This window comes from Sporosarcina gallistercoris (assembly GCF_014836415.1).
GTDB lineage: Bacteria > Bacillota > Bacilli > Bacillales_A > Planococcaceae > Sporosarcina > Sporosarcina gallistercoris.
In genome coordinates this window covers 18,220-32,234 of the sequence record NZ_JACSQY010000004.1, presented here as the reverse complement: position 1 = coordinate 32,234, position 14,015 = coordinate 18,220, and the positions used below count along the sequence as shown (strand labels likewise).

Here is a 14,015-nt window from a genome sequence, read left to right as displayed (position 1 = left end):
AAAAAGTCGACTCCGCTATTTGCGAAGTCGACTTTTTCGTTTTATGATGCAACAGGTTTCTTCAAAACTCCAAGTAAAATCGCAGAGACGATTGAACCGATGATCACGGCAAGTAAGTAAAGCATCCAACTGCCATCCACAAGTGGGAAAACAAATAGGCCGCCATGTGGAGCGCGCAGTCCGATATTGAATGCCATCGAGAGACCGCCAGCAATACCAGCACCAGCCATTAAAGACGGGATGACACGCAGTGGATCCGCTGCAGCGAATGGTATGGCTCCTTCTGTAATGAATGAGAGACCCATGATGTAATTCACTTTACCTGCTTCACGCTGCTGCAGGGAATATTTGCTTCTGAAAACAGTCGTTGAAATGGCAATTGCGAGTGGCGGGACCATACCCGCCGCCATAATCGCAGCCATCGGTTCGTACACGCCGCTAGCAAGCAATCCTGTACCAAACAAGTACGCCGCTTTGTTAATGGGACCCCCCATGTCGATTGCCATCATTAATCCGAGAACAATTCCAAGGAACACTGCGTTCCCTGTTCCAAGCCCCGTCAACCAATTGGAAATGCCAGTGTTCAGTGCGCTGAACGGTGTATTGACAATATAATGCATGATCAGCCCTGTACCAGCAATTCCGAGCAGCGGATACAGTAGAATCGTTTTAATGCCGTCAAGGGAAGGAGGCAGTGCAGAGAGCCCTTTCTTCAGCCCGACTACTAAATAGCCTCCAAGGAAACCTGCAATAATACCACCAAGGAATCCAGCATCGCTTGTCGCGGCCATCAAGCCACCCACCATACCAGGTGCGAAACCGGGTCGATCCGCAATACTCATGGCGATGAAACCAGCTAGAACAGGGATCATGAGTGCAAATGCATTCCCGCCGCCAATCGTATTCAAAGCAGCCGCAAAGGAATTATACGTCGGGTCTTCCGGATCGAACGAATTCGGACCGAATAAGAACCCGAGTGCAATGAGTATCCCGCCGCCAATTACAAACGGAAGCATATTGGAAACACCACTCATCAAATGCTTATAAATGGTGGAGCCAATTCCTTTGGACGTTGCGGATTCACCTCCGGATTCTGAAGAAGTGGATGAACCCCCTTTATATACAGGTGCATCTTGTTTCACTGCGCGGTCAAGCAATTCTTTCGGTTTTCGAATCCCTTCTGCAACAGGCACTTCAATCACATGTTTTCCAGCAAAACGTCCCATCGAGACATTGGTGTCAGCAGCGACAATGACAGCTGTAGCGCTTTCAATATCTTCATTAGTCAATACGTTTTGTGCGCCACCCGATCCGTTCGTTTCGACTTTGAAGGGAATCCCGAGTTCCGCCGCTTTGTTTTTCAACGAATCCGCAGACATATACGTATGCGCAATTCCTGTCGGACATGCAGTGACAGCGACTATATAGGGTTTAGAAGAATCGACGGACGGAGGCGGCGCAGCAGACGAAGGTTCTTCATCGGGCTGATCGTGTGCGTCAATCAGAGACAATATCTCTTCCTTCGAAGAAGCTGCGAGCAACTTCTTACGGACGTCTTCGTTCATAAGAACAGTCGACAACCGTGCGAGCGCTTTCAAATGCATGCGATTGGCACCGTCTTCAGCGGCAATCATGAAGAACAAATGAGCGGGCTGACCATCGAGAGAATCATACTCTGCGCCGACTTCCGAGCGACCGAACGCAATCGCGGGAACCTTGACTGCACTTGTTTTCGCATGGGGTATTGCAACACCATCGCCAATACCTGTTGTACTTTGTGACTCGCGATTCAAAATGGCTTCTTTAAAAGCCCGTGGATCATTCAACTTTCCAGCACGATCCAGAACTTCGACCAGTTCCTCGATGACCGTTGGCTTATCGGTTCCTTGCAGTCCCAGTAAAATTGTATCCGCCGTCAATAATTCTGTGATTCTCATTGTTCGTTCCCTCCTTCGAATGATGTCACTACAACCTGAGATAGCAATGCGTCAACTTGTTGCTGCGTACACAATCGATCGGAAAACGCCGTAGCACTTCCGGAAGCGATGCTCATTTTAAATGCGTGTTCAATCGGTTTGTCCTGTTCAAGGGCAGCGAGGAATCCGGCTACCATCGAGTCTCCCGCTCCGACAGACCCGCGAACTACCCCTTTTGGTGCATTTGCAATAAGGGAAAGTGATTCGTTTACATACACGGCACCTTCACCAGCTAGGGACACAATGACTTGTTCTGCTCCAAGCTCAACAAGCGACTTTGCGTGTTCAACTGCATCCTGCAACGAACGAACTTCTGCACCAACCATTTCGCCCAACTCATGATGATTCGGCTTCACTAAAAACGGACGGTAGGGCAAAGTCTTCAACAAAGAAGTCCCTTCAGCGTCCACAACAAAACGGATTCCTGATTTTTTGCATAACCGGGCAAACTGTTCGTAAGTGTCTTCAGGAAGTGAAGAGGGAATGCTGCCAGACAGTACAAGTACATCATGCTTTCCTAGATTTTTGACTTGTGCTTTCAATTTTTCAAAACGCAGTGAGTCAATGATGGGTCCTGCTGCGTTCACTTCGGTTTCTTCTGCAGCACGTAATTTCACATTCACCCGCGTCTCTCCCTCGACAGATATGAAATCAGTTGAAATGCCAGCCTGTTGCAGCAGTCGTTCCACTTCGCGCCCAGTGAATCCTCCAGTGAATCCAAGTGCGCTGCTAGGCACTCCCAAAGTCGTCAGCACTTGTGAGACATTGATACCTTTGCCTCCAGCTAGAAAATGATCAGAATTCGAGCGATTCAACGCACCTAGGGATAAGGAATCGAGCGTCAGTAAATAATCCAGTGAAGGATTCAATGTCACTGTATAGATCATGCGTCTATCACCTCCATATTTGTGTTCTTCGGAAACGCTTGCAACGATTCCGAACTCTCACTTGTCGTCACGACAACCGCTTGCGACAAGTCTGCAAATTTTGCGAAAGCCACTTCCTGGAACTTGGAGTGGTCCGCCAAAATGTAGGCTTCTCTCGATAATTGGATCGCAAGTTCTTTTATTTGTGCTTCTTCTTCATCAGGCGTAGTAAATCCGTAATCGGGATGAATGCCATTCACACCTAGAAAACATTTATCAAACCGATATTGCTGCAGGCTGTGAAGAGCGCCTCTGCCAATAAGGGCTTTCGTAGATGGTTTTGCAATTCCCCCCGTGAGAATCGTCTTACATCCGCGAGTTAGAAGGGCATCCGTATGAGAAATCCCGTTTGTTACCACAATAATTGATGGGGGAAGGAACGGAATCATTTCAAACACGGTTGAACCGGCATCTAGATAGACTGTATCGCCTTCTTCAATGTAAGAAGCTGCTAGTTGACCGATCTGCTGTTTGAGATGAAGGTTTTTGGATGTTTTTTCAGACATCGAAGATTCCTGCAACTTACCTTGCAGTTTTGCTGCGCCGCCATGTACCCGTTTCAGTTTCTTTTGGCGCTCCAACTCGATTAAGTCCCGTCGAATGGTGGACTCCGAAGAACCCGTTTCAGTGGTGATGTCTTGTAGACGTACAGTTTGGCTGTGTTGCAGCATCTGTAAGATAACATGATGACGTTCGGTTTCAAGCATAGAATCCCTCCATTACCAACCTTGTTATCTTCATCATATACCTAGAGTATTCTGATATCAATCAAAATGTTTCATAAACGTTCAAAATCATTCAAAACACTTTATATTTCATTCTGAAATAACGGTTTCTGTCTCGGAATTATTATTTTCCTCTCTCCCTCACTTGTATAAAATAGAGCGGCGTTATCGACATTGTTCGTCATTATATTGTTAAGTTTCTATAATATTTCCACAAAGAGCTAAATGGACCAATAGAGCTCTTAGCAGGTTGGTGAAAAGTGATTTAGCATTAAATTATAATCGGCCAATTGCATCTCTCATTGGTGAATGAACCAAATCTGGAAAATAAAATTATTTTGAGTATGCTGCTTGATATTGCGGAAGAATTTGACCAGATTCGAACAGAAGACAAAAAAGTGAAACCTGATCTTGGGGACTGACGTCATTTCAGGTGTGACGCACGCAAGCATAGATACGTTATGCAGTGCAACAGAAAGGGTTGAAAAGTCGTGAATCTGGAAATTCATGACGTAACGGCAACGAACTATCGGGATATTCTAGAATTGAAAGTTGCCCAGTCGCAAAAAGAGTATATAGAAACACCTTATGAATGCTTGGAAGAATCTGTGGAATGGAAGCAATTTAAACCGGTGGGGCTCTATGCTGATGGCGAACTTGTTGGATTTTCCATGTATGGATTCTTCAAGGGGGAAGGTCATAACGGGAGATTATGGATTGACCGCCTGCTCATTGATGAAAGGTTTCAAGGTCGAGGTCTTGGTACAGCATTCATGAGGAAACTGATTGAAACCGTGTCAAAAGAATATGGAGAGCAACCGATTTACTTAAGCGTGTACCCTGAAAATGAGGGTGCTGTCCGACTCTATGAAAAGCTCGGTTTTAAATTTATTGAAGAACGTGATGTGAACGGTGAACACATTATGGTCAGATCATAAAAAGGAAGGAGCCTGAAATCAGGTTCCTTCCTTTTTATCATGTTGTTCTAGTTCTTTTTCTAATTCTTCCTTTGCTATATTTTCGGCAGTGACGGTGAGATCTTCTTGAATGCGTTCTCCAACAACTTCTGTTTCTGGAATGGATTTTTCATCTTTTCCAGACTTTAATTGTTCAATTTTTTTCTGCATTTTTTCAACCTTTTTCATTTCTTCATCATAATCTTCATCTACTTGAGTAGTGGAAGGGATAATCTCATCTTCACTATAATCCACTCGTTTCCCATATCGGATCAGCTCGTAAATAATCATTCCGTTATTCGGCTTTCCATGCGTCGTCAACATGGGAATAGAGTCAAATAACACATAGAAGAATGCGTAAAATATGAACCGATTCCAAAATCTTGCTTGTTCTTGTAAGAATCCGTTTGCTAATAGCGTATTGAAAGTCAAGGCGACGATAACGTTAGTAAGAATCGGTGCTGCATATATTAAAATATAAGTAAAATTGCTCTTTCGCTTAATCTCATCAAATGAAAACCAACTATACACATGATAGTACTTTCGAATATCAAGAAACCGATATTTGAAAATCCGCGGACCAGAGCCGATTGTAAATCTCGGATTCTTCACACCACACAACAGTGAGACAAACAAATACCCGAATTCCCGGATGAACATAACCACGGGCAATATGATAAAAGCTGAAATTACTAACGCTAATAAATCTGAAATCCCAAACAAGAATGTCTCACTTCCTTAACAAGTCTTCTCTTCATGGATACCCGATGTGCTTCGTTGTAAATCTCGTTATTAGGACATAGTCATTTGATGTAGGTGGATGGATAGGGGGCTTTCTTCGGTTTCAACTATTTCCGGATGCATCCTGTGAAGGCATGGTGAGTGTGGAATAAGGATTTTTTTTGTATACTAGGAAAGAACGTACTTTCTGAAATGAGGGATTGGAATGTCAGAACTCAAAAAGACATTAATGGCTGATATGAAAACGGCTATGAAAGAAAAGGACACTGTCAAGAAGGGTGTTATCAATTTACTGCGTGCAGGTATTCAAAACCAAGAGCTTGATTTGAAGCGTGATTTGACAGAAGAGGAAGAGTTGAAAGTGGTTCAACGTGAGCTGAAACAAACGAAACAATCTCTTGAAGAAGGTCAAAAAGCGAATCGAGAAGACATAGTTGCGGCAGAAACAGAAAAGATTGCAATCATCGAGCACTATTTACCAAAACAACTTTCTGTCGATGAGGTCAAAGAGCTCATCGTCAAACTCGGTATAAGTAAAGACAGCCCAATGGGACAAGTGGTTGGCCAATTGATGAAAGAAACGGCAGGCAGCGCCGAAGGCAAAGTGGTATCCCAAGCTGTTAAAGAATATTTGAATAGCTGACATATGAAAAGGGACGACCCGAAGAGTCTAACTGACTCTTCGGGTCGTCCCTTTTGCATACTGCACATATCAAAAAGTAAATTTTCGTATAATGCTGCAGCATATTGGCGATTCGTTACGGTTCAAATGATGGCGTCTAAGACAGATCAATTCAACTTAGATGTTAAAGGGATCGGCCGATTCATTTACCGACAATCCATGTTTTCAAGAGGGCGAGCCGCTCACGGAATCGAACTTTCGCTTCGACAACTTTCGGTGTTTTGGCCGGAATCGCATCCCAATCATATCCCACTTTTTCAGCAAGATATCCGGCGCGTGCTAAGTGGTAATCACTAGTGATCAACGTGATACCTGTCACTCCTTGAGGAATCAGTTTCTTTGTGTTGACTAAGTTTTCATATGTAGAAGTGGAACGATCCTCGATGATCATACGGTCTTTCGGAAATCCGTGTGCTGACAAAAAATTCTCCATAGCTTGTGCTTCGCTGATGCCTTCATCTTCCCCTTGACCTCCGGAAAGTACGAGCGTGACATTCGGATGACTTTCTGCATAGGAGAGAGCAGCCTCCAAGCGGTATCGAAGTGCAAGTGAAGGGGTTGTTCCGTTTACTTTTGCACCAAGCACGACCGCAATCGAATAACTGCCATCAGCACGTTTTAGCTGCGCCTCTTTCATCGCATGGCCAGTTGCGAACCACCATACGAAAATCATGAACCAACCAATTAGTATTACAAACAATAGACGTTTCCCCTTTTTCATCTAAGTCGCTCCATTTCGTAGTACCTGCTATTTCCATTCATTCGTTGGTAACAAGACGGAAATGGGATAAACAAGTTGCCTAGCAATCCATTTATTTTGTAAAACTGCTTCGATAAGTGTATTATTACACCATTATACAGTGGAGGTTTCCCATGAATCCAGAACAGCTTATAGAGCAAATTTCACATCGTGCTATCCTCATCCGTACGGAAGCAGGGTATTCCCAAGAAACAATGGCCTCAATTTTAGGTATATCCAAAAAAACTCTTGTTCAAATAGAAAAAAATCGGACTACTGCTAGTTGGACTGTAGTGGTCGCGATGGTCGCTCTATTTTCTGATAGTGAAATCATCCAATCCCTTTTAGGTGATGCACCAATGGAAGTGATCCGGACAATTGCCCACAAGGGATTGGATCGTCCGAAAGGGAAGACACTTGGAGGGAAAGTTTGGTGGAAAGAAGTCGAAGAGGAAAAAGATTTTAGAATTCAGCAAAACATGATTAGCCAGCATTTCAGAATATTGGATAGAGAGGATTATGTTTGGTTCAGTTCCTTTGATGAACAGGAAGTATTCGAACGGTTTCATGAACTGAGTCAAAGCAAATGATAAGTTAATAAACAAGCTGCCAGCAAGTAGGCAGCTTGTTTATGGGGAAGTAACAATGTATGTATGCTGGGTGTTACGCAGAAGCGAACATGACATCTTCAGTAATCTGATCCAGTTTCATCTGAGCGTCGATTGCAAATTCATGCTGACGGTCAATCGGCGCATCCGGATCTTGCGGCGCCTGGAACTGTTCCAGTCCTGTTACGGTCATAGTGGGACTTTCTTCTTCGTCCAATCCGATATTCATGACGTGCTTGATGACGAATGGCGTTTGGAAACGGATTACAGTATTCGGGGAATCCAGCATCCCTTTTAACACTTGAAAAGGAACCCTTAAATAGATAGTTGTTTCTTCACGCTGATACAAAATTGTATCAAACATACCATGATCGTATTCCCAGCCTCCGCCGAGATCCAACCCTGCTTCTTTGAATAGCTTCAGTGCATTCCCGAAAACAACTGTTTTCCCTTCAATCTTGCTCTTTAAAGCAATCATGGTAATTCCTCCTTCTACCAACTCAATTAACCTATAGGTACCCCTATTAAACTTTGTCAAAACCTATTCACGCAGAACGGGAAAGCATCCTATAATTGGCCGATGTCTCGCAGGAGTATATCTACATTTCAGCCGAACGTCTGCGATAGGATTCCGCATATACTTCAGATCTATAGTGGAGTACTGGATCATCTGAACAGCTAAAGCCTGGCGTTTCGTTTGTAGGATTAAACAAATGGTCTTCTGCAAGGTCTTCTCGTTTTTCGGTAAGAACCAATTCACCAACATCAATAACTAATCGATTGTCTGGCCATGAAATGGAAGGATCATTAATCGGATCTTCAGGTGCTGCAAGAGTCATCAGAAGTCTGAAACGAACTGGTGAATCCATCATACGTTCCAATAATTCCAGCTCCATATCTTTTGTAGTGAAGGGGAGTTTGTCTTCCTTTGCCACAGGTTCAAAAGAAAAACGTACAGCCTGGCGCTCGCCTGAATCTGTGGTAAGGATATAAGCATGGATTGCCCAAAATCGGGTAGTGGCAAAACTTGCAGGTGTTTTTAATTGCTTTAGCAGGGCAGGAACGGTGTTGAATTCCGTATCGTCACTAATTGTTGAAAGTTTTTCTTTTAGTGACTGATTCTTCACACCAAAGGCTTGGATAAGCCGTACGAATGCTTCTGGTGTTTTTGTCGGGAACACGGGCGCGTTTGCCATTACTAGAGAGATTGCCTTATCATCTGATGTTGGAAACTTCACCGCCATTCCTTTGATTGGAATCAGTTGCTCGGAACTGTTCGGGATAGGTGAACTATGAGAAAAACGAACGATGACGTTTTGAGCGTTTCCTAGTAAAAATGATGCTTGAGTGAAAGGTTTTGCATTATTATTTGGCGTGAAAACCGCATTGAATCCAATCCCTTTTGCGTGTGCTCTTCGATAACCTTTATGGGTTCCTGCAACTTGTTCAATTATATCTACGGCTTCAGTTGGGGAAATTGACGGTTCGTGTTGTGATGACTTCATAGATCTCACTCCTTTGTAGCGGTATACCCGCTCTCCGTGAAGTCAACCTCCGCTGTCTTGGCCTTCAAGTTCTGTATAGACAACCAAGCGTTCCTCATGCGTTTTGGCTTTGCGGTTAAATTCTCCTGTACACGTGATTAAGTTTAAACGACTGCCATAAGAGAAACCAAAAATCTCGTCAATGGGTGCATCTTTTCGAGGATACCGTTTGGTTTGAGTGACGATGAAGGTCAATGATTTACCATCAGCATCTTTCACGACAACTTCATCTCCTTTTTTTAATTGGTCAAGCTTATAAAAAACAGCAGGACCAGTAAGAGAATCGATATGCCCCGCCATCACGGAGCTTCCGCGATTTCCTGGTAATGTACCTGGTTCGAACCAGCCTACATTATCTACACTGTCAGGAACACCCATCTGCCCATTTTCCAACTCCCCAACATTTTCGATGTCAGACTTTACCCCAATTGCAGGTATTTCAAGGGTGACTGGCTTGATCCCATTTTGCTCTGCTACTAGTGATAGTCCTTCAGATGAAGGTTTTTCTACAGAAACTTCTTTTGTCGTGGATGGGGAAGATTGAGGTTCCCGCGCCGCTTCTGATTGTGGCGAAGAATCTCGGGGACTGCTGCACCCTGCCACAATTAGTGCGATCAGTCCTGAAGTCAGGAATGCAGGGGTTTTCATCATGAACACCTCCGTGAAATAGTAGTATAAAGAAAAAGAAGGGGGATTAGCCCCCTTCTAATTAGTTGTTCTCAGGGCGTGTCTTGCGGATTACAACAGCTCCTGCAGCCATTGCAAGTATCAAACTAGTTAAAATCCACATAACTGTAGAATCATTCGACTCTTGGCTCATACCGCCTAACCCTGTTTTAGGCATATCTGAAGGCATGGAATCAGCAAATTTGTCTGGATACTGGTCGACAATTGCACCAGCCATCATCGTACCGACTCCGAACATGTGGCTGTATGCTTCGTGAATGTCATCATAAGCACCATCATAATCGCCATCGTGATACTTATTAAAGGCTGCTAGAAGCTGGTCTACGTGAACTTTCAATCCTTCTTCTAAGTCAGCTGCTTTCAAACGTCCTTCTGTTGCAGTCTCCAGGAAGGCTGCTTGTTTGACGCGGTAATCATCAAGGTTTGCCATTGCTGCTTTTTGACCTTCAGCATCATCAGAGGCTGTAGCAGTCACATAATCTACAAAGTAGCCGATATGACTGCTCCAAATTTCGTTGAACTGCTTCGCACCTTCAGCTCCGTAAACGGATTCGATCGATTTCGTGAGGTCTTCTGTGTTGCTGTTTAGTTCTGCAGCAGATACATCAAAGTCTTTCGCTCCGTCAATACCTTTTTGCATCGCTAGGATTGCCAGTGCTGCGTGAGTAGAGAACTGATTGTTCAGCTGTTCGCGTAAATCAGCTGCAGGAGTATCAACGGACATCTTATCGAACTTGTCTGGGAATTGGTCCGTGATTGCCCAAGAAATACCTTTACCAGTACCAAACATGTGCATCATTGACTCGGTAATGCCTTCGTATGCTTTCTCATATTCTCCAGCATTGTAATTGTCGAACGCCCAGATTAACTGATCAACGTGCATTTTTAAACCTTCTTCTAAGTCTTTCGCTTTAAGACGGCCTTCAGTTGCGGTGTCCAAAAATCCTGCTTGTGTTACTCGATAACCGTCTAAATCGGAAACGGCTTTCTTTCGTCCTTCTTCATCATTAGCAGCTGTAGCTTTTACATAGTCCACAAAATACCCAATGTGGCTGCCCCATATTTCTTTAAACTGATTTGCTGCATCGTCTCCGTAAACGGATCCGATTGCTGCGGATAATTCGTCCGTGTTTTCTCCTAATTGTGCTGCAGCTGCATCAAAATCTTTTGAACCGTCTATTCCTTTTTGCATGGCGACGATTGCTAAGTATGCATGCTCGGAAAGGATGGAGTCCAGAGTCGCTCTCAAATCTGTAGCTGGGTTGGATACTGCCATTGAAGTTGTTCCGTGACCTGAGTGATCAGCTGCATTCGCGATCGCTCCCATTGGGAGGAGCAGGGAAACACTTAATGGAATGGCTGCGAGTTTTTTGTAGTTCATCATGAATCTCTCCTTTTCGGTTTTGTAATAAGCTAACGGAGAGGAAAAACAAATGGATCACTTTTTAACGGAAAAACTTTTCTTATCTTCTTTTTTACATGAAAAAGAACCGCCATAATCGGCGGTCCTGTTTGGTTTCTGAGTTATTAAATACTGCCAGCAAGAACTAAATTTCCTTTTGGAGCAGGAAGGTCAGGCTCAGTTTCAATCGTAATTGCAACCGTATCCCAGTCGCCTTTTAGCTGATCCATAGGATGCGTAACAGATCCGCTGCCTTCGGTGTTTGTTTTAAATGAGCCCGCTGGTCGAGGCGTCTCCTTGTCAATTACCCAAACTTGGTACAATTCGTTGTCTTTCAACTTTGGCAAGTTGCTGGCGTCGACTAACAGCACCGTCTCATTTTTGTCCTGGATCATCATGGCGAGGGCTGTAGCGTTTTCTGCACCAGGTTGCGGTTCCAGCAATGCTTTACCGATAAGTTGGAGATCGCTTTCTGCAACTTCAGTGGGCGCAGACTGATCCAATGTAGCGAGATAAGCATTGGTCATGAGTGAAGCGAATAGAGCAGCTGCCAGTACAGGGACGAGGAAACCTTTTCTTTTCCTAGGCTCCGCAGCTGCTTTCGGTTGGTGCAATCCTTCTACTTGGTTGCTCACCGTGGAGCTATCATATGCAACAGTAGAGGGTTGTTCATCGATTGCTGCGAAAACTTTGGCTTTTAAACCATCCGGGACTTCAATTTCTTCCGCCAAGTAGGGGAGGTCTTCTGTTAACAGATTGAGTTCCTCGAGCTCGGCGCAACAAGAAGGGCATTCTTCGAGATGGTGTTCGAAGGCCAATACTTCTTCTTCAGTCAAAGAACGGTTGAAATAATCCAGTAGATGAATACATTGTTCAGTCATTCGAGAATCCTCCTTCCTGGGCGATGAACCCTTTTAAATGTTTGAGTGCTAATCGGATTCTACCTTTTACCGTTCCGAGTGGCAGTTCGCACTGATCTGCGATTTTTTGCTGACTGAGCCCTTTGAAGTAAAACAGATCGATAATTTCTTGCTGCTCCTGCTTGAGTTCAAGAACGGCATTCCGTATCGCATTTCTCTGTTCGCTCCATTCAACCGTTTTTTCTACATCCCCAAGCTGTTCAATCAGCGCATCTTTTTCAAGCATCGGTTCATGATCATGTCGTTTTAAGCGACGTATTTCGTCAAAAGCTTTGTTTCGAGTTACGGTTAACAACCATGAAGAAAAGGAGCCTTTCTGTTCTTGGTAGGTCGTTGTGCCGTTCCATAGTTTTACAAATACATCTTGCACTACTTCTTCCGCAATTTCGCGATCTTGAGTTATCCGATAAGCAAAGGAGAAGATTAGTTTTTCGTATCGATCATATAGGATTTCAAAGGCCGATCGATCCTTGGCGGCGGCAAGGGCATATAAGGTTCCGTCGTCTGTATGTTTCATCGGAGTCTCCTTTACGTGAGCTTTTCACTTAGAATACCATAAGTCCTACTAGCTGTATTCCTGAAAGCAGACTCTTAGTAAGCTAACGTAACGACTGGAGAAAACGATCACTATTTCAGCAAAAGATGAGAGTCGCTTAGGAGAGTGTAAGAATGGTTCGGTGAAAGAGCTTATCGATGCGCTTTCGGGGGTATAGGAGTGTAAATGAAATGACATGAGTGGGTGAATGATTTTATGGAGTTGAAACGAAAAAAACCATTTCAAAAGTTGACAGTGTGGATAAAAGTATCTTTGGCGTATTTAGCCGTCAAGCTGTTGCCGCAGAAACCGTCTCTTCCGATTATCCTGGTAGGCGGCAATTTAGGTGAAAAATATGAAGACAATGCCTCCGCTTTCCATGAGTATCTCATGAAAAATTTTCAAGAAGACTATAGAATCCACTGGATGTATGATCCGGATACATCCTACGTTCAAGAAAAAGGCATTGAGCATGCGGTACCGCTCGGCAGTTTTAAGAACTATTTGCTGTTCTTCCGGGCGGCTTACACTGTACATGGACATTCCCTCATGTATGACATCGCTCCAGGTATCGATAAGTTCATTTTTTGGAACAAAAAAACGATTATGATCCATATTAGTCACGGAATCGAATGTTTTAAGAAGATATTGATCAATCCCGAAGATGTCCCATTACTGGAGCGCTGTGATGTTTTCAATTGTGCGTCCCAATATGAAAAAAGCATTAAGAAAGAGGAATGGGGGATGCCTGAAGAAAAGTTAGCCGTTACTGGAATGGCGAGATTTGATCGTCTTCCTTATAATCATCCGGTGACAGAGGTGAAAACGATTATGGTGATGATGACGTGGCGGGAAACGTTGTTCGGTTTATCGGAAGCTGAATTCTTGGAGAGTGAGTATTTTCAAGCTACTGAAAAGTTGCTTAACCATGGTGTTCTTAATCGTCTGGTCACCGAACACGATGTCACACTTAAAGTCGTATTGCATCCTTTCATGAAGCCGTTTGAATCTTATTTCACTTCATTTGGCTCCTCGCGCCAGCACATCGAATTTAAAACATACGACGAAATATCCATACAGGAAGAGATCCTGTACACAGATATGCTGATCACGGATTACTCCAGCATTTTCTGGGATTTTGTTTATATGAATCGTCCTGTCATCTTTTATACATTCGACCAAGAATCGTTCTTGAAGATGCGGGGTTCCTATTTGGATTTGGATGAGGATCTCCTCGGTTGGAAGGCGGATACTGCAGAAGAAGTCATTCATTCGTTAATCCGTATTCTTGAACAAGGTCAAACGGAAAACCCACGTTTCGATGAATTATCCTCCTACATCGATTATACAGACCGGAAAAACTGTGAACGGCTTGCAAATCACATATTTTCCCTCACGCCTGGGGAAAGAGTGCAGTCAGCCAGCCGTTGAAACGATTGTTTGTTGTGAGTTACTGATTTGTTTGATATAGTAAAGGAAATAATGATCGATGAAGTGGCTAAGTAGACCGGAATCGTGAAACAGAAAATAGGGCAACCCGCTGAGAGTCCTATCACCTCTTCCAGTTCGAAACC

General features: G+C 43.9%; 15 protein-coding genes. 4 read left to right on the top strand and 11 right to left on the bottom strand.

The window, feature by feature from the left end:
• Nucleotides 1-41: 41 nt before the first annotated feature.
• Genes H9659_RS07110 through H9659_RS07100 form a run of 3 tightly spaced genes read right to left on the bottom strand, consistent with a single transcriptional unit; the run spans nucleotide 42 to nucleotide 3,609 of the window.
• Nucleotides 42-1,937, bottom strand: coding sequence for a PTS fructose transporter subunit IIABC (locus H9659_RS07110; protein ID WP_191689247.1), 1,896 nt, complete (start codon nucleotides 1,935-1,937; stop codon nucleotides 42-44).
• Nucleotides 1,934-2,863: a 1-phosphofructokinase gene (pfkB, locus tag H9659_RS07105; protein WP_191689246.1), complete on the bottom strand. Its 930-nt coding sequence runs from the start codon at nucleotides 2,861-2,863 to the stop codon at nucleotides 1,934-1,936. The genes H9659_RS07110 and pfkB overlap by 4 nt, the downstream gene beginning before the upstream one ends.
• Entirely contained in the window at nucleotides 2,860-3,609 is a 750-nt protein-coding gene (locus H9659_RS07100) for a DeoR/GlpR family DNA-binding transcription regulator (RefSeq protein ID WP_191689245.1), read from the bottom strand. Before H9659_RS07100 ends, pfkB begins: the two co-directional genes overlap by 4 nt.
• 509 nt (nucleotides 3,610-4,118) lie before the next feature.
• On the opposite strand from H9659_RS07100, the gene H9659_RS07095 reads away from it, so the two are divergent.
• Nucleotides 4,119-4,565, top strand: a complete 447-nt coding sequence (locus H9659_RS07095) for a GNAT family N-acetyltransferase (RefSeq protein WP_191689244.1) — start codon at nucleotides 4,119-4,121, stop codon at nucleotides 4,563-4,565.
• 18 nt (nucleotides 4,566-4,583) lie between these two features.
• On the opposite strand, the gene H9659_RS07090 is transcribed toward H9659_RS07095, so the two are convergent.
• Nucleotides 4,584-5,306 carry a site-2 protease family protein gene (locus H9659_RS07090; RefSeq protein WP_191689243.1) on the bottom strand — a complete coding sequence of 241 codons (723 nt, stop codon included), beginning with the start codon at nucleotides 5,304-5,306 and terminating at the stop codon, nucleotides 4,584-4,586.
• A gap of 223 nt (nucleotides 5,307-5,529) precedes the next feature.
• Here H9659_RS07090 and H9659_RS07085 point away from each other — a divergent pair, with 223 nt between their 5' ends.
• Entirely contained in the window at nucleotides 5,530-5,967 is a 438-nt protein-coding gene (locus H9659_RS07085) for a GatB/YqeY domain-containing protein (protein WP_191689242.1), read from the top strand.
• Nucleotides 5,968-6,148: 181 nt separating this feature from the next.
• Here the strand turns inward: H9659_RS07085 and H9659_RS07080 are convergent, their stop codons facing one another.
• A complete protein-coding gene (locus H9659_RS07080) occupies nucleotides 6,149-6,727 on the bottom strand; it encodes a YdcF family protein (RefSeq protein WP_191689241.1) in 579 nt (192 codons plus the stop codon).
• Nucleotides 6,728-6,879: 152 nt separating this feature from the next.
• Between H9659_RS07080 and H9659_RS07075 the strand changes: the two genes are divergently transcribed.
• Complete coding sequence (locus H9659_RS07075) at nucleotides 6,880-7,335, top strand: helix-turn-helix transcriptional regulator (protein ID WP_191689240.1); 456 nt, start codon at nucleotides 6,880-6,882, stop codon at nucleotides 7,333-7,335.
• 73 nt (nucleotides 7,336-7,408) lie between these two features.
• On the opposite strand, the gene H9659_RS07070 is transcribed toward H9659_RS07075, so the two are convergent.
• The 6 genes from H9659_RS07070 to H9659_RS07045 all read right to left on the bottom strand — a co-directional run bounded on the left by H9659_RS07070 (nucleotide 7,409) and on the right by H9659_RS07045 (nucleotide 12,423).
• Nucleotides 7,409-7,831, bottom strand: coding sequence for a YugN family protein (locus tag H9659_RS07070; RefSeq protein ID WP_191689239.1), 423 nt, complete (start codon nucleotides 7,829-7,831; stop codon nucleotides 7,409-7,411).
• Nucleotides 7,832-7,952: 121 nt separating this feature from the next.
• A complete protein-coding gene (locus H9659_RS07065; protein ID WP_191689238.1) occupies nucleotides 7,953-8,858 on the bottom strand; it encodes a catalase in 906 nt (301 codons plus the stop codon).
• Nucleotides 8,859-8,900: 42 nt separating this feature from the next.
• The gene (locus H9659_RS07060) at nucleotides 8,901-9,548 is read right to left on the bottom strand and encodes a class F sortase (RefSeq protein WP_191689237.1); all 648 of its coding nucleotides are present in this window, start codon (nucleotides 9,546-9,548) and stop codon (nucleotides 8,901-8,903) included.
• A gap of 58 nt (nucleotides 9,549-9,606) precedes the next feature.
• Nucleotides 9,607-10,968: a copper amine oxidase gene (locus H9659_RS07055; protein WP_404828976.1), complete on the bottom strand. Its 1,362-nt coding sequence runs from the start codon at nucleotides 10,966-10,968 to the stop codon at nucleotides 9,607-9,609.
• Between the two features lie 143 nt (nucleotides 10,969-11,111).
• Nucleotides 11,112-11,867, bottom strand: a complete 756-nt coding sequence (locus H9659_RS07050) for an anti-sigma factor (RefSeq protein ID WP_191689236.1) — start codon at nucleotides 11,865-11,867, stop codon at nucleotides 11,112-11,114.
• Nucleotides 11,860-12,423: an RNA polymerase sigma factor gene (locus H9659_RS07045; RefSeq protein ID WP_191689235.1), complete on the bottom strand. Its 564-nt coding sequence runs from the start codon at nucleotides 12,421-12,423 to the stop codon at nucleotides 11,860-11,862. The genes H9659_RS07050 and H9659_RS07045 overlap by 8 nt, the downstream gene beginning before the upstream one ends.
• Before the next feature lie 234 nt (nucleotides 12,424-12,657).
• Between H9659_RS07045 and H9659_RS07040 the strand changes: the two genes are divergently transcribed.
• The gene (locus tag H9659_RS07040) at nucleotides 12,658-13,872 is read left to right on the top strand and encodes a CDP-glycerol glycerophosphotransferase family protein (protein ID WP_191689234.1); all 1,215 of its coding nucleotides are present in this window, start codon (nucleotides 12,658-12,660) and stop codon (nucleotides 13,870-13,872) included.
• Nucleotides 13,873-14,015: the final 143 nt, after the last annotated feature.

Excerpts from the sequence above, each read along its gene's own strand:
- H9659_RS07070 (WP_191689239.1), bottom strand. The coding sequence starts at position 7,831 with ATGATTGCTTTAAAGAGCAAGATTGAAGGGAAAACAGTTGTTTTCGGG.
- H9659_RS07100 (WP_191689245.1), bottom strand. The coding sequence starts at position 3,609 with ATGCTTGAAACCGAACGTCATCATGTTATCTTACAGATGCTGCAACAC.
- H9659_RS07075 (WP_191689240.1), top strand. The coding sequence starts at position 6,880 with ATGAATCCAGAACAGCTTATAGAGCAAATTTCACATCGTGCTATCCTC.
- H9659_RS07080 (WP_191689241.1), bottom strand. The coding sequence starts at position 6,727 with ATGAAAAAGGGGAAACGTCTATTGTTTGTAATACTAATTGGTTGGTTC.
- H9659_RS07085 (WP_191689242.1), top strand. The coding sequence starts at position 5,530 with ATGTCAGAACTCAAAAAGACATTAATGGCTGATATGAAAACGGCTATG.
- pfkB (WP_191689246.1), bottom strand. The coding sequence starts at position 2,863 with ATGATCTATACAGTGACATTGAATCCTTCACTGGATTATTTACTGACG.
- H9659_RS07060 (WP_191689237.1), bottom strand. The coding sequence starts at position 9,548 with ATGATGAAAACCCCTGCATTCCTGACTTCAGGACTGATCGCACTAATT.
- H9659_RS07065 (WP_191689238.1), bottom strand. The coding sequence starts at position 8,858 with ATGAAGTCATCACAACACGAACCGTCAATTTCCCCAACTGAAGCCGTA.
- H9659_RS07045 (WP_191689235.1), bottom strand. The coding sequence starts at position 12,423 with ATGAAACATACAGACGACGGAACCTTATATGCCCTTGCCGCCGCCAAG.
- H9659_RS07040 (WP_191689234.1), top strand. The coding sequence starts at position 12,658 with ATGGAGTTGAAACGAAAAAAACCATTTCAAAAGTTGACAGTGTGGATA.
- H9659_RS07050 (WP_191689236.1), bottom strand. The coding sequence starts at position 11,867 with ATGACTGAACAATGTATTCATCTACTGGATTATTTCAACCGTTCTTTG.
- H9659_RS07110 (WP_191689247.1), bottom strand. The coding sequence starts at position 1,937 with ATGAGAATCACAGAATTATTGACGGCGGATACAATTTTACTGGGACTG.
- H9659_RS07055 (WP_404828976.1), bottom strand. The coding sequence starts at position 10,968 with ATGATGAACTACAAAAAACTCGCAGCCATTCCATTAAGTGTTTCCCTG.